At 74.6% G+C, this 19,401-nt stretch carries 15 protein-coding genes and 1 riboswitch; of the genes, 4 read left to right on the top strand and 11 right to left on the bottom strand.

The annotated features are described in order from the left end of the window. The first annotated feature begins 91 nt into the window (after nucleotides 1-91). The gene (locus tag IH25_RS0135110; protein ID WP_030620445.1) at nucleotides 92-910 is read left to right on the top strand and encodes a ZIP family metal transporter; all 819 of its coding nucleotides are present in this window, start codon (nucleotides 92-94) and stop codon (nucleotides 908-910) included. An 11-nt stretch (nucleotides 911-921) separates the two neighbouring features. Here IH25_RS0135110 and cobI read toward each other — a convergent pair whose 3' ends face one another. The 10 genes from cobI to IH25_RS0135060 form a co-directional block, all read right to left on the bottom strand. Beyond that, the gene (cobI, locus tag IH25_RS0135105) at nucleotides 922-1,653 is read right to left on the bottom strand and encodes a precorrin-2 C(20)-methyltransferase (protein WP_030620442.1); all 732 of its coding nucleotides are present in this window, start codon (nucleotides 1,651-1,653) and stop codon (nucleotides 922-924) included. Next, nucleotides 1,650-2,999, bottom strand: coding sequence for a cobyrinate a,c-diamide synthase (locus IH25_RS0135100; RefSeq protein WP_037656245.1), 1,350 nt, complete (start codon nucleotides 2,997-2,999; stop codon nucleotides 1,650-1,652). The genes cobI and IH25_RS0135100 overlap by 4 nt, the downstream gene beginning before the upstream one ends. Beyond that, a complete protein-coding gene (gene cobO / locus IH25_RS0135095; RefSeq protein WP_030620436.1) occupies nucleotides 2,996-3,595 on the bottom strand; it encodes a cob(I)yrinic acid a,c-diamide adenosyltransferase in 600 nt (199 codons plus the stop codon). The genes IH25_RS0135100 and cobO overlap by 4 nt, the downstream gene beginning before the upstream one ends. After that, nucleotides 3,595-5,592, bottom strand: a complete 1,998-nt coding sequence (locus IH25_RS0135090; RefSeq protein ID WP_030620433.1) for a putative cobaltochelatase — start codon at nucleotides 5,590-5,592, stop codon at nucleotides 3,595-3,597. Before IH25_RS0135090 ends, cobO begins: the two co-directional genes overlap by 1 nt. Beyond that, on the bottom strand, nucleotides 5,589-9,239 hold the full coding sequence (gene cobN / locus IH25_RS0135085) for a cobaltochelatase subunit CobN (protein WP_030620431.1): 3,651 nt from the start codon (nucleotides 9,237-9,239) through the stop codon (nucleotides 5,589-5,591). The genes IH25_RS0135090 and cobN overlap by 4 nt, the downstream gene beginning before the upstream one ends. Then, nucleotides 9,236-10,744 carry a cobyric acid synthase gene (locus tag IH25_RS0135080; protein ID WP_030620428.1) on the bottom strand — a complete coding sequence of 503 codons (1,509 nt, stop codon included), beginning with the start codon at nucleotides 10,742-10,744 and terminating at the stop codon, nucleotides 9,236-9,238. The genes cobN and IH25_RS0135080 overlap by 4 nt, the downstream gene beginning before the upstream one ends. Continuing rightward, complete coding sequence (locus IH25_RS0135075) at nucleotides 10,741-11,685, bottom strand: cobalamin biosynthesis protein (protein ID WP_030620425.1); 945 nt, start codon at nucleotides 11,683-11,685, stop codon at nucleotides 10,741-10,743. The genes IH25_RS0135080 and IH25_RS0135075 overlap by 4 nt, the downstream gene beginning before the upstream one ends. 98 nt (nucleotides 11,686-11,783) lie before the next feature. Further along, a riboswitch (cobalamin riboswitch) is annotated at nucleotides 11,784-11,925 on the bottom strand. Nucleotides 11,926-12,102: 177 nt separating this feature from the next. Then, on the bottom strand, nucleotides 12,103-12,330 hold the full coding sequence (locus IH25_RS0135070; RefSeq protein WP_030620422.1) for a hypothetical protein: 228 nt from the start codon (nucleotides 12,328-12,330) through the stop codon (nucleotides 12,103-12,105). Between the two features lie 34 nt (nucleotides 12,331-12,364). Next, nucleotides 12,365-13,663: an inorganic phosphate transporter gene (locus tag IH25_RS0135065; RefSeq protein WP_030620419.1), complete on the bottom strand. Its 1,299-nt coding sequence runs from the start codon at nucleotides 13,661-13,663 to the stop codon at nucleotides 12,365-12,367. Between the two features lie 143 nt (nucleotides 13,664-13,806). Further along, the gene (locus tag IH25_RS0135060; RefSeq protein WP_030620416.1) at nucleotides 13,807-14,541 is read right to left on the bottom strand and encodes a lysozyme; all 735 of its coding nucleotides are present in this window, start codon (nucleotides 14,539-14,541) and stop codon (nucleotides 13,807-13,809) included. Between the two features lie 223 nt (nucleotides 14,542-14,764). On the opposite strand from IH25_RS0135060, the gene IH25_RS0135055 reads away from it, so the two are divergent. The 3 genes from IH25_RS0135055 (at nucleotide 14,765) to IH25_RS0135045 (ending at nucleotide 18,653) form a co-directional block, all read left to right on the top strand. Next, the gene (locus IH25_RS0135055; RefSeq protein WP_030620412.1) at nucleotides 14,765-15,529 is read left to right on the top strand and encodes a class II aldolase/adducin family protein; all 765 of its coding nucleotides are present in this window, start codon (nucleotides 14,765-14,767) and stop codon (nucleotides 15,527-15,529) included. 384 nt (nucleotides 15,530-15,913) lie between these two features. Further along, the gene (locus tag IH25_RS0135050; RefSeq protein ID WP_030620410.1) at nucleotides 15,914-17,041 is read left to right on the top strand and encodes an alpha/beta hydrolase; all 1,128 of its coding nucleotides are present in this window, start codon (nucleotides 15,914-15,916) and stop codon (nucleotides 17,039-17,041) included. A 193-nt stretch (nucleotides 17,042-17,234) separates the two neighbouring features. After that, complete coding sequence (locus IH25_RS0135045) at nucleotides 17,235-18,653, top strand: hypothetical protein (protein ID WP_209445410.1); 1,419 nt, start codon at nucleotides 17,235-17,237, stop codon at nucleotides 18,651-18,653. An 18-nt stretch (nucleotides 18,654-18,671) separates the two neighbouring features. Here IH25_RS0135045 and IH25_RS0135040 read toward each other — a convergent pair whose 3' ends face one another. After that, nucleotides 18,672-19,088 (bottom strand): VOC family protein, encoded by a 417-nt coding sequence (locus tag IH25_RS0135040; protein WP_030620407.1) that lies wholly within the window; start codon nucleotides 19,086-19,088, stop codon nucleotides 18,672-18,674. Between the last annotated feature and the right edge of the window lie 313 nt (nucleotides 19,089-19,401).

The raw sequence follows: 19,401 nt of genomic DNA, 5'->3' as shown, positions 1-19,401 counted from the left end.
GGAAATTCGTCCTCTCCTACGAGTCCTACGAGTACTGCGGTGGCTGCCGTCGGACGTGCGGGAACACGGGTGGATCCGATAGCAAGGGCGTATGGCGGTCTTCGTCGCGCTCGGCGCGTTCCTGATGACGCTGGCCGGCGGCTGGACGGCACAGCGCGTGACCGACCGCCGCCATCTGGTGCTGGGCCTGGCCGGCGGGCTGATGCTCGGCGTGGTCGGCCTGGACCTGCTGCCCGAGGCCCTGCGGGCGGCGGACACCGAGATCCACGGCGTCCCGGCCGCGCTGCTGCTGTTCGTGGCCGGCTTCCTCCTCGCCCATCTGGTGGAACGCCTGCTGGCGGCCCGCCGCGCCGCGCACGGAGCGGTCGAACACGCGGCGGACCAGCACGGGGCAGCCCGGCACGGGGCGGACGATCCCGCGGCGGCCCGGCACGGGGCGGCCGGGCAGGAGACGGCCGAGCACCGTCACCGCAGTCCCGAGGTGGGCCTGACCGCGGCGGCCGCCATGGTGGGGCACAGCCTGATGGACGGCGTGGCGATCGGCGCGTCCTTCCAGGTCGGCGGCGGCATGGGCACCGCGGTCGCGCTCGCCGTCATCGCCCACGACTTCGCGGACGGCTTCAACACCTTCACCCTCACCCGCCTGTACGGCAACGCCCGCCGCAAGGCCCTCGCCATGCTCTTCGCCGACGCCGTCGCACCCGTCGCCGGAGCCGCCGCGTCCGCGTTCCTCACCATCCCCGAGGACGTCCTCGGCGGCTATCTCGCCCTGTTCGGCGGCGCCCTGCTCTACCTCGCCGCTGCCGAGATCCTCCCCGAGGCCCACCACGCCCACCCCGCCCGCTCCACCCTGCTGTGCACGGTCGCGGGCGTCGCGTTCATCTGGCTGGTGGTGGGCGTCACCGGATGACGGGGACGGTCTCACAGCTTCCCGCCCCGGCCGCCGTCCCGCCGCGGCGGCGCGATCAGCGTCGACAGGTACGGCAGCGGCGCCCCGTCCAGCTCGGCGGCCGGCCGCACCGACTCCTCCGGCAGCCCCAGCGCCGACCCCCACACCGCGTCCGCGAGCCGCCCGGTCTCCCGCAGCGCCTCGGCGACCTCGGCGGCCTGCCGCCCGAACTTGTACGCCACCACCGTGCCCGGCCCGGCCAGCGCCTCCTTCAGCACGGCCGCCCCGGCCGTCACCGGCACCAGGGTCAGCGGCTCGGTGCCCTCCGTGAGCACCGCCCCCGACCGCGCCGCGAGATCCTGCATCGCGGTGATCCCCGGCACCGTCTCCACGACCACACCGGGCACCAGCTCCACCAGGGTCTGCGCCAGATAGGTGAACGTCGAGTACACGTTCGGGTCACCGATGGTGGCGAACGCGACGCACGCGTGCGCCTGAAGCAGCCCGGCGACCCGCCGCCCGGCCGCGTCCCAGGCCGCCTCCCGGCGCGCCCGGTCGGTCCGCTCGTTCAGCGCGAACACCACCCGCACGATCTTCTCCGCGGGCACGTAGTGCGCCACCGTCGCCTCGGCCCGCCCCCGCTCGCCGGTGTCCATGACGGGCACCACGACGACATCGGCCGCCCGCAGGGCGTTGACCCCCTTGACGGTCACCAGCTCCGGATCACCGGGACCGACCCCGACTCCGACCAGCCTGCTGCTCATGACGTCCGGCACCTCTCCACGAACCGACGGGCGACACCGGGCTCGGACGCCCAGTGCGTGTGCAGATAACTCGCGTGCACGCCCCGCTGCACGAAACCTTCGACCCGCCGCACCGGGGCCGTGATCCCCCAGGCCGGAGCGGCACCCGCGCCCGGCTCCACGACCGTGCGGTGGAACTCGTGCCCCCGCATCCGCGTCCCGGCCACCGCCAGCGCGCTGTCACCGACGGCCACGGCGTCCCGGTAGCCCAGCGTCAGCCGCTCGCTCATCCGCGCGGTGGCGTCCAGCACCCCGCACATCGGCCTGCCGTCCAACTCGCGGCACAAGTAGAGCAGTCCGGCGCACTCGGCGGCCACGGGGGCGCCGGAGCGGGCCAGTCGGGCGACGGCCTCGCGCAGGGGTGCGTTGGCGGACAGCTCGGCGGCGTACACCTCGGGGAAACCTCCGCCGATGACCAACCCCGTCGTGCCCTCGGGCAGTCGCTCGTCCCGAAGGGGGTCGAAGGTGACGACCTCGGCTCCGGCCGCGGTGAGCAGCTCGGTGTGCTCGGCGTAGGAGAAGGTGAACGCGGGCCCGCCGGCCACGGCGACCACCGCACGCTTTCCCGCCGAGCCGACGGGCGGTTCCCAGACAGCGTCCGGCAGCGATCCCGCACCGCTCGCCAGCCGCGACAGAGCGTCGAGATCGCACCCTCGCTCGACCTGCGCGGCCATCGCCGCGACCGCTTCCAGCGCCTCGGCCCGACGCTCCGCGACCGGCACCAGCCCCAGATGCCGCGACGGCGTGTCCACCTGCGGAACCCGCCGCAGCACCCCCAGCACAGGCACCCCGGACGACTCCAGCGCCTCCCTGAGCAGCTCCTCGTGCCGGTCGGACCCGACCTTGTTCAGGATCACGCCCCCGAGACGCACCCGAGGATCCCAGGAGGCGAACCCGTGCACCAGCGCCGCCACCGACCGCGACTGCGAGGACGCGTCGACCACCAGCACCACCGGCGCCCGCAACAGCTTCGCCACCTGCGCGGTCGACGCCAGCTCGCCCTGCCCGGCCGCCCCGTCGTACAGCCCCATCACGCCCTCGACCACGGCCAGGTCGCACCCCCGCGCCCCGTGCAGGAACAGCGGAGCGATCAGCTCCGGCCCGCACAGGTACGCGTCCAGGTTGCGCCCCGTACGCCCGGTCGCCAGGGCGTGGTAGCCCGGGTCGATGTAGTCCGGCCCGACCTTGTGCGGGGACACGGCGAGCCCCCGCGCGGCGAACGCGGCCATCAGCCCCGTGGCCACGGTGGTCTTGCCGCTGCCCGAGGAGGGCGCGGCGACGACCAGCCGGGGCACCGACGATGTCACCACTCGATGCCCTTCTGGCCCTTCTGCCCCACGTCCATGGGGTGCTTCACCTTGGACATGTCGGTGACCAGATCGGCGAAGTCCACCAGCTCCGGCGGCGCGTTCCGCCCGGTGATCACCACATGCTGGGTACCGGGCCGGTTCCGCAGCACCTCGATCACCTCACCGGTGTCCACCCACCCCCAGTGCATCGGGTACGCGAACTCGTCCAGCACGTACAGCCGGTACGTCTCGGCGGCCAGGTCCCGCTTGACCTGCTCCCAGCCCTCGCGGGCCTTCTCCTCGTTGTCCATCTGAGCGTCCCGCTGGACCCACGACCAGCCCTCGCCCATCTTGTGCCAGGCGACCGTGCCGCCCTCACCGGAGGCACCGAGCACCCGCAGCGCGTTCTCCTCGCCGACCTTCCACTTCGCCGACTTGACGAACTGGAACACCCCGATGGGCCACCCCTGGTTCCAGGCGCGCAGCGCGAGCCCGAACGCGGCGGTGGACTTGCCCTTGCCGACGCCCGTGTGCACGACGACCAGCGGACGGTTCCGCCGCTGACGTGTCGTCAGCCCGTCGTCCGGTACGACACTCGGCTGTCCCTGCGGCACTACGCGGCCCTCCTGCCCTGAATACCCTTCACCAGCCCGGCGATCGAGTCCGCCCGCAGCTCGTCCAGCGTCACCGCCGTACCGCCCAGCTCACCGGCCAGCTGCCCGGCGAGCCCGAGCCGCACCGGCCCCGACTCACAGTCCACGACCACCGAGGCGACCTGCTCGGCGGCGAACAGCCGTGCCGCGCGCCCGGCGAGCGCCACCGGCTCCGGACCACCCGTGGCCCGCCCGTCGGTCACCACGACCACCAGCGGACGCCGCGCCGGATCCCGCAGCCGCTCCACGCGCAGCACCTCGTGCGCCTTCAGCAGCCCGGCGGCCAGCGGCGTACGGCCACCGGTCGGCAGCGTCTCCAGCCGCGCGGCGGCGGCGTCCACGGACGAGGTGGGCGGCAGCGCGACCTCCGCCGAGGTGCCCCGGAAGGTCACCAGCCCCACCTTGTCCCGCCGCTGGTAGGCGTCCAGCAGCAGCGACAGCACGGCACCCTTCACGGCACTCATCCGCTGCCGCGCGGCCATCGAACCGGAGGCGTCCACGACGAACAGGACGAGGTTTCCCTCACGCCCTTCGCGGGTCGCCTGCCGCAGATCGTCCCGGCGCACGACCAGCCCCGGCCCGGACCGCCCCCGCGCCCGCTGATGCGGGGCCGCCGCCTGCACGGTCGCGGCCAGGTGCAGCTTGGTCAGCGTCCCCTGCGGCCGGCGCGCCCCGGTGGTGCGCCCGTGCTCGGTACGCGCCCGCGAGCGCCGCCCGGCGGCACCCTCGCCGATCCCGGGGACGCTCAGCACCTTGGTGCGGAAGGGCTCGGTGGCCCGTGCGGCCGACTGCTCGCCCGCGCCGGACGCCTGCGGCTGGCCGCCCTCACCGGCCTCCGGCCGCGCGGCCTCACCACCGTCGCCCTGCGGACCGCTGTCCGGCGCCGGCTGCCCACCGCCGCCGGGACCATCGGGGTCCGGCTCGTCGTCGCCGCCGTCACCGTCGTCCCCGGAGTACTGCTCCAGCGTCTCGTCCAGCTTGTCCTCGTCCAGGCCCGGCGCGTCGAACGGGTTGCGCCGCCGCCGGTGCGGCAGCGCGAGCAGCGCCGCCTGCCGCACATCCTCGGCGAGTACGTCCGTCCGCCCGGCCCACGCGGCCAGCGCGGTCGCCGTCCGCGCCATCACGATGTCGGCGCGCATGCCGTCCACCTCGAACGCGGCACAGGTCGCCGCGATCTGCCGCAGCGCCGCGTCACCGAGCCGCACCTGCGGCAGCAACTCCCGCGCGGCGACGATCCGCTGCCGCACGGCGGCCTCTTCCTGCGCCCACTTCGCGGCGAACCCGGCGGGATCGTCGTCGTAGGCGAGGCGCCGCCGCACGACCTCCACCCGCTGGTCCGGCTCCCGCGAGGCGGCGACCTCCACGGTGAGCCCGAACCGGTCGAGCAGCTGCGGCCGCAGCTCGCCCTCCTCCGGGTTCATGGTCCCGACGAGCAGGAACTTCGCGGCGTGCCGCACGGAGACGCCTTCGCGCTCGACGTACGAGGCACCCATCGCCGCCGCGTCCAGCAGCAGGTCGACCAGGTGGTCGTGGAGAAGGTTGACCTCGTCGACGTAGAGGATGCCCCGATGGGCGTCGGCCAGCAGACCGGGCTCGAAAGCCTTCACGCCCTCCGCGAGCGCCCGCTCGATGTCCAGCGCCCCGACCAGCCGGTCCTCCGAGGCACCGACGGGCAACTCGACCATCCGTGCGGCCCGCTCGGTCCCGCCACCGGCCTCGTGCGGCCCGTCCGGGCACTGAGGGTCCGGGGAGGCCGGGTCACAGGAGAAACGGCACCCGGGGACGACGGCGACCGCAGGCAACAGCGCTGACAAGGCGCGCACAGCCGTCGACTTGGCGGTGCCTTTCTCGCCGCGCACCAGCACACCGCCGACCGCCGGCGACACGGCGTTCAGCAGCAGCGCGAGCCGCAGGTCGTCCTGGCCGACAACGGCCGTAAACGGGAAGGGGGTTGTCACTGGTCGCCCTCCAAGTCGCCTTCCAGCTCCAGGTACGTGGCGCGCAGCCGCTCGAGCGTGTCCGCGTCCGGCTCCGCCCACAGCCCCCGGTCCGCAGCCTCCAGCAGACGCTCGGTGACGCCCCGCAGCGCCCACGGGTTCGAGCGCTTCATGAACTCCCGGTTCTCCGGGTCGAAGACGTACTCCGCGCTCAGCTTCTCGTACATCCAGTCGTCCACCACGCCCGCCGTGGCGTCGTAGCCGAACAGGTAGTCCACGGTCGCCGCCATCTCGAAGGCGCCCTTGTACCCGTGCCGGCGCATGGCCGCCATCCAGCGCGGGTTGACCACGCGGGCCCGGAACACCCGGTGCGTCTCCTCGCCCAGCGTGCGGGTCTTCACCTGGTCCGGCGTCGCCGAATCGCCCACGTACGCCTCGGGGTTGGCGCCCGTCAGGTGCCGGACCATGGCGACCATGCCGCCGTGGTACTGGAAGTAGTCGTCGGCATCCGCGATGTCGTGTTCTCTCGTGTCGACGTTCTTCGCCGCCACCGCGATCCGCCGGAACGCCGTCTCCATGTCCCCGCGTGCCGCCCGCCCGTCGAGCCCGCGCCCGTAGGCGTAGCCGCCCCAGACGGCGTACACCTCGGCCAGGTCCGCGTCGCTGCGCCAGTTCCGCGCGTCGATCAGCGGCAGCAGGCCCGCGCCGTAGGCACCCGGCTTGGAGCCGAAGATGCGGGCCGTGGCGCGCCGGCGGTCGCCGTGTTCGGCCGCGTCCTCCTCCACGTGCGCCCGCACGTAGTTGGACTCGGCCGGCTCGTCCAGCTCCGCCACCGCCCGGACCGCGTCGTCGATCAGCCCGACCACATGCGGGAACGCGTCCCGGAAAAACCCGGAGATGCGGACCGTGACGTCGATGCGGGGCCGCCCCAGTTCGGCCAGGGGGATCACCTCGAAGCCGGTCACCCGGCGCGAGGCCTCGTCCCACACCGGGCGGCAGCCCAGCAGGGCCAGGATCTCGGCGATGTCGTCACCCTGGGTGCGCATCGCGGAGGTGCCCCACACGGTGAGGCCCACGGACTTCGGGTACTCCCCGGTGTCGGTCAGGTACCGCTGCACCAGCGAGTCCGCCAGCGACTGCCCGACCTCCCAGCTCAGCCGGGACGGGATGGCCTTGGGGTCGACGGAGTAGAAGTTGCGGCCCGTCGGCAGGACGTTCACCAGGCCACGGGTCGGGGAGCCGGACGGACCCGCCGGGACGTAACCGCCGTTCAGGGCCCGCAGGATGTGCCCGATCTCGTCGGTGGTGCGCGCCAGCCGCGGCACGACCTCGTCGCAGGCGAACTCCAGCACCGCGACCGCGTCGGGCAGTTCGGCGCCGAGCACGCCCCGCAGGACGGCCGGGACCACCGTACGGTCCCACGCCCGGGCCTCCATGCCCTCCGCGATCCGCCGGCACAGCTGCTCCAGCAGGTCGATGGCGTCGGCGGCGGACCGGGCCGGCCCCTCCACCAGGTCCGTCAGCTCCACCGGGACCTTCACCGGGGCGCCCGGCTCGGCCAGCAGCTCCTTCTCCACCAGCCCGAAGTGGGCCGCCAGCGTGGCCCGCAGACCGGGCAGGGCGTTGGCCTGGCCGCCCCACACCTGTGAGGCGCGCAGCACCGCGAGGACGAGGTTGACGCGGGGCTCGCCGACCGGGCCGCCGCCCAGGATGTGCAGGCCGTCGCGGATCTGCACGTCCTTGATCTCGCACAGGTAGCCGTCGATGTGCATGACGAACTCGTCGAACTCGTCGTCGTCCGGCTGCTCGTCCACGTGCAGGTCGTGGTGCAGCTCCGCCGCCTTGACCAGCGTCCAGATCTGCGCGCGCACGGCCGGGGCCTTCGCCGGGTCCAGGTCGCTGACCAGCGCGTACTCATCGAGGAGCTGTTCCAGCTTGGCGAGGTCGCCGTAGGTGTCGGCGCGGGCCATCGGCGGCACCAGGTGGTCGACCACGGTGGCGTGCCCGCGCCGCTTGGCCTGGGTGCCCTCGCCGGGATCGTTGACGATGAACGGGTAGATCAGCGGCAGTTCGCCGAGGACCGCGTCCGGGGCGCAGCCGCGCGAGAGCCCGAGGCCCTTGCCCGGCAGCCACTCCATGGTGCCGTGCTTGCCCATGTGCACGATCGCGTCGGCGCCGAAGCTGTTCTCCAGCCAGCGGTAGGCCGCCATGTAGTGGTGGGAGGGCGGCATGTCGGGGTCGTGGTAGATCGCGATCGGGTTCTCGCCGAAGCCGCGCGGCGGCTGGATCATGACGACGACGTTGCCGTACTGGAGGGAGGCCAGCACGATGTCGTCGCCGTCCACGTAGAGGCTGCCCGGCGGTTCGCCCCACGCCTCGGTCATCGCGTCCCGCAGCCGAGGGTCGAGCTTCTCGAACCAGGCCCGGTAGTCGGCCAGCGGCACCCGTGCGGGCGCGGCGGCCAGCTGCTCCTCGGTCAGCCACTCCACGTCGTGGCCGCCGGCCTCGATGAGCCGGTGGATCAACTCGTCGCCGCCGTCCGGGTATTCGGTCAGCGAGTAGCCCGCGTCGCGGAGCGCGTCGAGCACCCGGACGGCCGAGGCGGGCGTGTCCAGGCCGACGGCGTTGCCGACCCGGGAGTGCTTGGTCGGGTAGGCGGTGAAGACGAGGGCGACCTTCTTCTCGGCGTTCGGCTTGTGCTTCAGCCGGGCGTGCCGGACGGCGATCCCGGCGACCCGGGCGGCCCGCTCGGGGTCGGCGACGTACACCGGGACGTCGTCGGGGCCCTGCTCCTTGAAGGAGAAGGGGACGGTGATCAGCCGGCCGTCGAACTCGGGGATCGCGACCTGCATCGCCGCGTCCATGGGGGACAGGGCGGCGTCGGACTCCTCCCACGCGGCGCGCGAGGAGGTGAGGCAGAGCCCTTGCAGCACGGGGACGTCCAGGTCGGCGAGCGCGCCGATGTCCCAGGCTTCCTCGTCGCCGCCGGCGGAGGCCTGGGAGGCGTGGGTGCCGCCGGCCGCGAGGACGGTGGCGACGAGCGCGTCGGCCCGTCCCAGCAGCTCGTACAGCGCGGGGTCCGCGCCGCGCAGCGAACCGCAGTACACGGGAAGGGCGTTGGCGCCGGCCGCCTCGATCGCCTGGCACAGGGTGTCCACGAAGGCGGTGTTGCCGCTCAGTTCGTGCGCCCGGTAGAACAGCACGCCCACGGTCGGGCGGCCCTCCCGGATCTCGTGGGCGCCGTGCACGCCGAACTCGGGCATGCGGTGCGGCTCCTCGAAGCCCTCGCCGGTCAGCAGCACGGTGTCGGACAGGAACCGGGACAGCTCCGCCAGGTTGGCGGGGCCGCCCTCGACCAGGTACTTCAGCGCCTCGGCGACGACACCGGCGGGCACCGAGGACTCGGCCATCAGCTCGGCGTCCGGTACGGCCTCGCCGCCCAGCAGCACGGTCGGGATGCCGGACGCCTTCAGCGCGGCCAGCCCGTCCTCCCAGGCCCGCTTGCCGCCGAGCAGCCGTACGACGGCCAGGTCCGCGCCGTCGATCAGGGCGGGCAGTTCCTCGGTGACGTCGACCCGGGTGGGGTTGCCGATGCGGTAGCCGGCGCCCGAGGCCCGGGCCGCCAGCAGATCCGTGTCGGCGGTCGACAACAACAACACTGTGCTCATGCGGGCGCTCCCGGTGGGATGAAAGGCAGTCCTTGCGGCGCGCCGGACTCGATGAGCCGCCACAGCGCGTCCGTGTCCGCGTGCTGTTCGATCAGGTCGCCGAGCCGGTCGAGCTGCTCCTCGCGCAGCGCGGCGAAAGAGGTGTCCGGCGCGGGTACGAAGCGGCGGCCCGCGGCGGCGGCCACCTCGCGCAGGAAGGCCCGCCGGAAGCCGTCCGACTCCAGGGAGCCGTGCCAGTGGGTGCCCCAGGTCTGGCCGGCGCGGCAGCCGTCCAGGAAGGGTTCGCCGCCCTCGACCGTGGCCACGCCGTGGTGGATCTCGTAGCCGTCGACGTGTTCGCCGAGGGCCTGGCCGCTGGGCCGGGTGAGGGTCTTCTCGCGGGCGAAGCGCACGCGCACGGGCAGGATGCCGAGCCCGTCGACGTGTCCCTGGCGGCTTTCGACCTCGTCCTCGATGTGCTCGCCGAGGATCTGGAAGCCGCCGCAGATGCCGAGGACGGGGCGGTGTTCGGCGGCCCGGCGGACGAGGGCGTCCGCCAGTCCGCGTTCCCGCAGCCACTGCAGCGCCCGTACGGTGCCGCGGGTGCCCGGGATCACCACGAGGTCGGCGTCGGCCAGTTCCTCCGGCCGGTCCACGAACCGTACGACGACGCCCGGTTCGGCGGCCAGCGCGTCCACGTCGGTGAAGTTGGACATCAGCGGGATCGCGCACACGGCGACCCGGAGCACGTCCTCGCCGACCGGGGGAGCGACCGTGGACTCCCGTACGGTGCCCCGCAGGGAGACGCGCAGTCCGTCCTCCTCGTCGATGCCGAGCCCGTGCCGGAAGGGCAGCACGCCGTAGGTCCGCCGCCCGGTGAGGCCGTGCAGCATGTCCAGGCCCGGTTCCAGCAGGCCGACGTCGCCGCGGAACTTGTTCACCAGGAACCCGGCGACCAGCTCCTGGTCCTCGGGCGAGAGCAGGGCGACCGTGCCGAAGAAGGACGCGAAGACGCCCCCGCGGTCGATGTCGCCCACCACCAGCACCGGCAGCCGCGCGCCGCGCGCGATGCCCATGTTGACGATGTCGGTGCGCCGCAGGTTGATCTCGGCCGGGCTGCCCGCCCCTTCGCAGATCACCGCGTCATACGTGCCCCGCAGCTCGGCCAGGCAGTCCAGTACGGTGCCCAGCAGCCGCCGCTGGCGCCCGCCGTGGTAGCCGCGCGCGCTCAGCTCGCCCACCGGCTTGCCGAGCAGCACGACCTGGCTGCTCTGCTCGCCGCCGGGCTTGAGCAGCACCGGGTTCATCAGCGCGGTCGGCTCGATCCGGCAGGCCTGGGCCTGCATGGCCTGGGCGCGGCCGATCTCCGCGCCCTCCCGGGTCACGAAGGAGTTCAGGGACATGTTCTGCGCCTTGAACGGCGCCACCTTCACGCCCTGGCGGACCAGCCACCGGCAGATCCCGGCCGTCACGACGCTCTTGCCGGCGTCCGAGGTGGTGCCGGCCACGAGGAGGCCACCGTTCACTTCCCACGTCCTTTCAGGAGTGCGCGCGCGGCGAGCGTGGTGCCGAGGGCGAGCAGGCCGACGCGGCGGGAGAGCCGTACCGCCCGGTCGATGTCGGTGACCCGGACCGGGCGTCCGGTGCCGCCGTTGAGCACCGGCCGGTGTTCGACCCGGCCGCCGTAGGAGAGCGTCCCGCCCAGCCGGACGCCGAGGGCGCCCGCGAAGGCGGCTTCCACGGGGCCGGCGTTGGGGCTCGGGTGCTTGCGGGCGTCGGCCTTCCAGGCGCGCAGGGCGCCGCGCGGGTCGGGTCCGGCGACGGTGGCGAGTACGGCGGTGAGCCGGGCGCCCGGCCAGCCGGCCACGTCGTCGAGGCGGGCGGAGGCCCAGCCGTAGCGGCGGTGGCGGGGCGACTTGTGACCCACCATCGCGTCCAGGGTGTTGACGGCCCGGAACCCGAGCAGCCCCGGCACCCCGGCCACGGCGCCCCACACCAGGGCGCCCACCACGGCGTCGGAGGTGTTCTCGGCGACCGACTCGACCACGGCCCGGGCCATTCCGTCGGCGTCCAGCGCCTGCGGGTCCCGGCCGCACAGGTGGGGCAGCCGGGCGCGGGCGGTCTCGACGTCGCCCGCCGCCAGGGCGCGCCCGATCGCGTCGGCCTCGCGGGCGAGCGAGGTGCCGCCGACGACCGCCCAGGTGGCGGCGGCCGTCAGCGCGACGGAGGCGGTACGGGAGGGGCGTACGGCGCGTGCGGCCAGCGCCCCGAGCGCGACGGCGCCACCGGCGCATACGGCGGTGTGTACGGCGCCCCAGCCGCGGTGGTCGTGCCACAACGCGCCTTCCACGGCCGTGGCCGCGCGGCCGAACGCGGCGACCGGGTGCCCACGGCGGGGATCGCCGAGGAGCAGATCACCGAGGACGCCGGCGGCGGCGCCGTACGCGTATGTGCGGTCGGCACCCATCGGCTCAGCCGGCCGTGGGCACAGGGGCGTTCCTGGTACGGGTCCTCAGGCAGCCGAGCATGGCGATTCATGTCCTCACTCAGGGTGTCCACGCCCTGGTTCGACGGATTCCGGCGGCGAGAGTTCCTGGCTCCCGGGGGTTCTTCCCCGGTGACAGTGGCGGGACCGCGCCGGATTCGCACCGGCTTCCTCTGCTGCCGCCGTACATGGCCTGGGCAGTCCACCACGCGCCCGGAAGGGCCGTCAACTTGCCTTTGACCTGGGATGCCCGACTGTGCTGAGGCCCACATCGCCGGGCGCCGGGCGGGCCTTGACGGCCGCTGGGGCACGCGTCCGCCCCGCCGGGTCCGGCGGGTGGGCCGGTCGGCGGGGCGGAGGTGCGCAGGCGCGGATCAGGTGCGGATCGGGGGCGGGCGGTCAGCCCTTGCCCACGATCAGGTAGATGCCGTAGGCCACGGCCGCCGCGCAGGCGGCGAAGCAGACGTAGGCGCCGGTGACGGCGAGCCCGGCGGAGCCGCCCTGGGCCGCGGCCCGCTCGCGGCGGGACAGGCCGTTGATGCCGAGGGTGAACAGGGCCACCAGGCCCACCGTGAACACGACGCTGACACCCAGAACGGAGCCGAGGGCCGCCCAGTCGATCTTCATGGGGATTGCTTCCTTCAGTAACCGTGCGGGCGGGTCAGACCGTGGCGGCCGGCGGGGCGGCGGGGGCCGGTTCGGCGGCCGGGGCGGGGATCGTGGCCGTCAGACCGGCGGTCGTCAGGCCGGCGGAGGCCAGCTCCCCGGCGGCCGGGACCGTGAGGCCGTCGGCGATCTGGCCGGCGGGCGGCGGGGTGACCGCGGCGATGGCGGTGGTGACGACACCGGCCGGCTCGCCGGTCTCCTCGACCACGTTGGTGTGGTCCACGACCTCGCGGCGGGAGATCTTCCAGATCGCGGCGCTCGCGGCGACCAGGAAGACGGCGACGGCGGCGGTGCCCCAGTCACCGAGGTCGGTGACGGACTCGGCGCCCGCGCCGACCAGCGCGGCGGCCGGCAGGGTGAGCACCCAGGCGACGGCCATGCGGGTCGCGGTGGACCAGCGGACCACGCCGCCCTTGCGGCCGAGGCCCGCGCCCATCACCGAGCCGGAGACGACGTGGGTGGTGGAGAGGGAGAAGCCGAGGTGGGAGGAGGCCAGGATGGCGGTCGCGGCGCCGGTCTGGGCGGCGAAGCCCTGGCGCGGCTCCAGGTCGGTCAGGCCCTTGCCCATGGTGCGGATGATGCGCCAGCCGCCGATGTAGGTGCCGAGCGCGATGGCCAGGCCGGCGGAGAGGATCACCCAGGTGGGAGGGTTGGAGCCGGGGGCGAGGGAGCCGCCCGCGATCAGCGCGAGGGTGATGATGCCCATCGTCTTCTGGGCGTCGTTGGTGCCGTGCGCGAGCGAGACCAGGCCGGCGGAGGCGATCTGGCCGGCGCGGTAGCCCTTGCGGGTCGCCTCGGTGTCGCCGGTGCCGCCGACGCCGTAGGAGAGCCGGGTCGCCAGGAACGAGGCGAGGCCCGCCACGACCGGCGCGGCGACGGCGGGGAGCAGCACCTTGGTGACCAGGACGCCGCCGTGGACGGCGTCGAAGCCGGCGGAGGCGACGGTGGCGCCGACCAGGCCGCCCATCAGGGCGTGCGAGGAACTGGAGGGCAGGCCCACCAGCCAGGTCAGCAGGTTCCAGAGGATCGCGCCGACCAGGGCGGCGAAGATGACCTCGGGACGGATGCCGGTCTCGTCGACGAGACCCTTGGAGATCGTGTTCGCGACCTCCACGGAGAGGAAGGCGCCCGCAAGGTTGAGGGCGGCGGACATGGTCACCGCGATCTTGGGCTTCAGGGCGCCTGTGGAGATGGTGGTGGCCATCGCGTTCGCGGTGTCGTGGAAACCGTTCGTGAAATCGAACGCGAGAGCGGTTACTACCACAATCGCGAGGATCAGCGAGAAGCTTTCCATTTACCCAGGCAATCGTTCGAGGTCGTTGGCTGGATGAACGTAGGCAACCTGGGTGAACGGAAGATGAACTGAGACGGGCACGGTGGTGTCGGTAATCCCATACCGGGGTTCTGTTCCGCCGTGCCGGGCCGGGCGCCCCTTGGCTACCGGGTGCGCGCGAAGATCCGCAGCCGGTCCAGGGTGCCGTTGAAGAGATCCTGGTCACCCGGCAGCGCGCCCTTCACGCGGTACTGCCAGAACGTCCAGTACCGCCAGCCGCCGGGCAGCGCCCCCGGCCGGGCGGTGCCGTGCCGGGCGATCCACAGGGGGTGGTCCTTCGAGAACGCGCGGCTGTTGCCGGTGCACAGCTTCCACCACTGGGTCGTCGTGTAGATCACCGGGCGGCGGCCCGTCCTGCGCCGGGTCTCGTCGCTGAACGAACGGATCCAGCCGACCATGCGCTTCTTGCTCAGCCCGTAGCACTTGCGCGAGTCGTAGGGGTTGTACTCGATGTCGAGCGCGGGCGGCAGCGTCCAGCCGTCCCCCCGCCAGCCGCCGCCGTGCCGCACGAAGTACGCGGCCTGCTCGGCCCCGGAGGACCGGTCCGGCCGGGCGAAGTGGTACGCGCCCCGGATCAGGCCGGCCTTGCGGGCGCCGGAGTACTGCCCGGCGAAGTAGGGGTTGCGGTAGCCGGTGGACTCGGTGGCCTTGACGTAGACGAACCGCGCCCCCTTCTTCCGTGCGTCCGGCCACTTCACGTTCCGCTGGTGCGACGAGACGTCGTGGCCCTTGGGCGGCTTGGCCGCGGCGGTCGCGGGGCCGGTGAGGGCGAGGACCGACGCCACGGCCGCCGCGAGGACGCTCACGCGGCGGCGGGCAAGGGCGGGTGGACGGGCCATGCGGCTCCCCCGGGGGTGGCGGACGACGGGCGTGCCGGCCCGCGCGGCGGCGCTCGTGGGGTGGGCCGGAGGGAGTCATTCAAGGTCCGCCGTTCACGGAACACACGGAACAATGGGCGATTTCAGGCGTTTCACCCTGAAATCCCCCCGTTCGGCTCCATGGCTTCCGGCCCGGATCCCCGGCCCGCCCGCTCCCCGTCCCTCCGGCTGGCAGGATCACCGCATGGCTGAACCGCGACGGAACGCGAACGACGGGCGCCCGGACGAACAACGGGACGCGCGGCAGGCTCCAGGGGAGCGCGTGCGCCGGGGCGCGGGGGAGGGAGATGCCGGCGCGGACGTGGGGGAGGACGTGGCGCGGCTCTGGGCGGAGGTGGTCGCCACGGCGCGCCGGACCGTCGCCGACGGGCTGGTGGTCGGCACCTCCGGCAACGTCTCCGCCCGCCTCGGCGACCTCGTACTCGTCACCCCCTCGGGCGTGCCCTACGACCGGCTGACCCCCGCCGACCTCACCGGTGTCGACCTCACCGGCCGCCAGGTGCTCGGCACCCTGGTGCCGACCAGCGAGCTGCCCATGCACCTCGCCGTCTACCGCGCCACCGACGCCCGCGCGGTCGTCCACACCCACGCCGTGCACGCCACCGCGGTCTCCACGCTTGTCCCCGAGCTGCCGCTGGTCCACTACATGGCCGCCGCCCTCGGCGGTCCCGTACGGGTCGCCCCCTACGCCCCCTACGGCACCGACGAGCTGGCCGGGAACATGCTCCGCGCCCTCGCCGGCCGCTCCGGCTGCCTGCTGCGCAACCACGGCACGGTCACCTACGGCGCCACCCTGGACCAGGCCTACGACCGCACCGCCCAGCTGGAGTGGATGTGCCGCCTGTGGCTGACGGCGTCGTCGGTGCCGGGCCTCGCGCCGACCCTGCTCACCGAGGCACAAGTGGCGGAGGTCGGGGAACGTTTGAAGGGGTACGGCCAACGGAGGTGACCCCTTTTGCTCTCGCCGAACAGCAGCCCGCCGCGCACCACCCCGCACACCCCGCCCGGCCGGGCCCGCCCGGGCCCGCCGGCCCCGCTCCACGGGCCCCTGACGGCCGCGTACGCCGCGTACGGCCGTGCTCTGCCGGCCGCGCGCGCCGCGTACGACCGGGCCGTGCCGGCCGCACTGGCGCTGCTCCGCCGGGCCCGGCCGGCGCCCCGCGCCCCGCGCGGCCGGGCCCGGCCGATCCCGCTCGCCATGCTCCGCCGCGCCCTCGCGGCCCGGCCCGCCCCGGCCCGCCGCGACGCCCCCTGGCTCGCTCCCGCATCTCCCTCCTCACCCCTCCCCGCGCTTCGGCTGGCCGCCGCCCGCCGCCCCCGTGACACTGGATCCGTGCGTACCGTCTCAGCGACCGCCGGCGCGGTCACCGCCGTCCTGGCCGCCGGCACGGCTTCCGTGGTCGTCGGCCGGCTCGCCAGCGACGCCGCGCTGAAGGCGTCCGCGGCCCGTCCGCTGCCCACCGAACCCCGGCTCACCGTGCACGCCACGGCCGCCGGCCGGATCACGCTCACCCGCGACCTGGCCACCTTGCGCCCCGGCGTCCACGGCCTCGCCGGCGACGGCTCGCACGCGGTGGTCGGCCCCGTCCTGGAGGGCACCCCGCACCCCGCCGACACCGTCGTACGGCGCCTGGAACGCGTCACCCACGGCACCTTCGCCCCCGGCGACGCGGCCTGGCTCACCCCCAACCTGTACGTCGGCAACCCCCGCACCGCCCTCGGCCTGGACCACACCGACGTCGACGTGCCCGGCGAACTCGGCGCCCTGCCCGCCTGGTTCGTACCCGGCGACCGGGACACCTGGGTGATCGCCGTACACGGCCTCGGCACCACCCGGGAGCACGCCCTGAACCTCATGGGCTTCCTGCACGCCCGCCGGCTGCCCGTCCTGGCCCTCGCCTACCGCGGCGACCCCGGCGCCCCCCGCCCGCCGGACCGGCTGAACCACCTCGGCGAGACGGAGTGGCGGGACGTCGACGCGGCCATCCGGTACGCCGTCCGCCACGGCGCGGGCCGCGTCGTCCTCCTCGGCTGGTCCACCGGCGCCACCATGGCCCTGCGCGCCGCCGAGCACTCCCAGGTCCGCGACCGCGTCGCCGGGCTCGTCCTCGACTCCCCGGTCCTCAGCTGGCCGGCCACGCTGCGCGCGCTGGCCCGGGCCCGGCACACCCCCGAGCCGCTGCTGCCGCTCGCGGTGCGGGCCGCGCAGGGCCGGGCCGGGCTGCACGCCGACGGGCTCGCCGGGGCCGGCGGCCCGGACCGGCTCCAGGTGCCCACGCTGCTCGTGCACGGCCCCGACGACCGGGTGGCGCCCTGGGAGTACTCCCGTCGGCTCGCCCGCCGCCGGCCCGGCCTCGTCACCCTGCACACCGTCCCGGACGCCTCGCACGCGGCCATGTGGAACGCGGACCCCGAGGAGTACGAGGAGCGGCTGCGCCGGTTCCTCACCCCGCTGCTGTGACCCCGGGCGCCGGGGCCCGCGCGGGCCGGTGACCGGCATTCCGGTTACCGCCGGGGATCGGATCCGGCCACCGTCGTACGACTGGCTCGATCCTGTCCCTCCCATCGCCCCGCGCCCCGCGCGCCCGCCGGTCCCGTCGCCCGCGGTGGCATTCCGTTTGGGTTTTCGGACCGTCAACCGGAAGACTGCACCCGTGACGTCCCGTATCCCGCGCGACTCCAGGCTCCGACTCGTCCGACCTCGACCCCTGGCCGCCGCCCCCAGAGCTGTGAACCAGCGGCGCCCGCGCCGCCCGGCACCCCGGCCGCCCGAGGGCACGCCCGCCCCCGCCGAACTGGCCGGAATGGCCCGTGCCGGTCTGGCCGGCGCGGTCCGCCTCGCCCGCTGGGCCGACGCCGCCCTCGGCCCCGGCCGGCACGGTGCCACCGCCGACGGCAAGGCAACCCTCTCCGACGCCACCGCCGAACGCGCCGCCGCCGACCTGGGCCTGAGCGTCGCTCAGGTCCGCGCCGACTGGGACACCGCCCGCCTCGCCGGACTCGTCGAGGTGCACGGCGACAGCGCCCGGCCCGGCTGGCGGCTGCGCGCCTGGGACCGCGACGACAGCGCCGTACTGCGCGGCTGGGTCGCCCTCTTCGACGCCTGGTCGCTCGCCTCGCCCGAGCCCGAGGAACACGAGCCGGCCGCCGTCGCCGAGGTCGTCTCGGCCATGCCCCAGGTGCTCTCCTTCCTCCAGCTGTCCGCCGGCCCGGTCCCTGTGGAGCAGCTGCTCGACCTGCTCCAGCAGCGGGTCACCGAGCTGCGCACCGAACGCTGCGAGGTCGCCTACGAACCCGGCACCGGACGGCCCGCCGGATCCCCCGCCCCGGCATCCGCCGCGCCCGCCGCCGACGCCCCGCTCGCCCCGCTGCTCGACTGGGCGCTGCGGGCCCTCGCCTCGGTCGGCGCCCTCACCTACGGCGGCGGCCAGGCCACCCTCACCCCGCTGGGCAACTGGGCGGTGTGGGTCAAGCTGGAGCAGATCTGCGTGGCCGCGCAGAGCCCCGCCGGCAACATCGAGCAGTCCGCCGAGGACATGCTGCGCGGCTGTGCCCAGCTGCGCCCCAACGCGGCCCGCGCCGAGTACCGCGCCTGGCTCGCCGCCCGCCCCGTCGGCAGCGCCGTCACCGAGCTGATCGACGCCGCCCGCGGCGACGACGCGCTGCTGCGCGGGCTGGCCTTCGAGGCGCTGCGCGTCGTCGGCGCGCCCGCCGAGCCCGACGTACGGGCCGTCGTGGCCGAGCCGGCGCTGCGGCCGTACGCCCTGCTGTGGCTCGCCGAGCACGACGGGATCGATCCGGAGGACGCCCACGAGGTGCTCACCCGGGAGGAGGCCACCTGGCTGTGGGTGGACACCGCCGCCGCGGTCGCCGACCACGGTGAGGCGCCGATGCTGGTGCGGCACCTGGAGTCCGCGGTGCAGCCCACCGTGCCCCAGCTGCTCGACGAGGTCCGCGCGGTCGGTCACCCGCGCACCGTGCAGGTGCTGGTCGCGCTCGCCGCCGCGCACCCCGACCCGGCGCTGGCCAAGGCCGTGCGCCGGGCCGCGTTCCAGGTGCACACCGGGGGCTGAGCCTCTGGCCGGGGCGGCTCAGGCCCCGGTCTCCGGGGCGTACGTCCCGAAGCTCCAGATGTTCCCCCCGGCGTCCCGGGCCAGGTACTCCCGGGCGCCGTAGTCCTGGTCCGCCGGGGGCATCAGGATCTCCACCCCGTGCGCCACGGCCCGCTCGTGGTGGGCGTCCACGTCGTCCACCACGACGTACACCCCGGCGGGGCCCGCGTGCTCCAGGGCCGCGTCGAGGGGGCCGCCGCGCCCCTGGGAACCGACCATCACCACGCCGCCGGCCTGGGCCAGCTCGGCGTGCAGGACCGCGCCGTCCGCCGTCTCGTACACCGACAGCTCGGTGAAGCCCAGGCCCTCGGTGAGCTGCCTGATCGCCGCCTTCGCGTCCGTGTACAGCAGCGTGGGGCAGATGCCCGGCCGTCCGCCGCCGCCCGTGCCCACCATGCCGACCACTCCTTCGCGCACCGATTCCGTCGTCCGTCCCGAGGCGGTCGTCGTACCGCACGCGTCTTCGCTTCCCATCGCACACAACACCCGAAACCGCCCCATCCCGTCCGGTACGGGCATCACCCGCCCGGGTGACCTCGGCGGCCCGTCGCGTTCCGCCGGCCCGCCCCGCCCGCCGGCCGTCACTAGGCTTGCGCCCGAGCCATGCCCACGGGACAGCGAAGGGGGAGAGGTGCCCGCCCCGCCACACCCCGGCCCCGCGCCCACCCCGCCCCCCGGCTCCCGGCGGCCCTCCGACGCGCCCCCCGCA

Origin of the sequence: Streptomyces achromogenes subsp. achromogenes, from assembly GCF_000720835.1 — a bacterium.
In the GTDB taxonomy this organism is placed as follows: domain Bacteria; phylum Actinomycetota; class Actinomycetes; order Streptomycetales; family Streptomycetaceae; genus Streptomyces; species Streptomyces achromogenes.
This window is presented reverse-complemented; position numbering and strand designations above follow the sequence as displayed.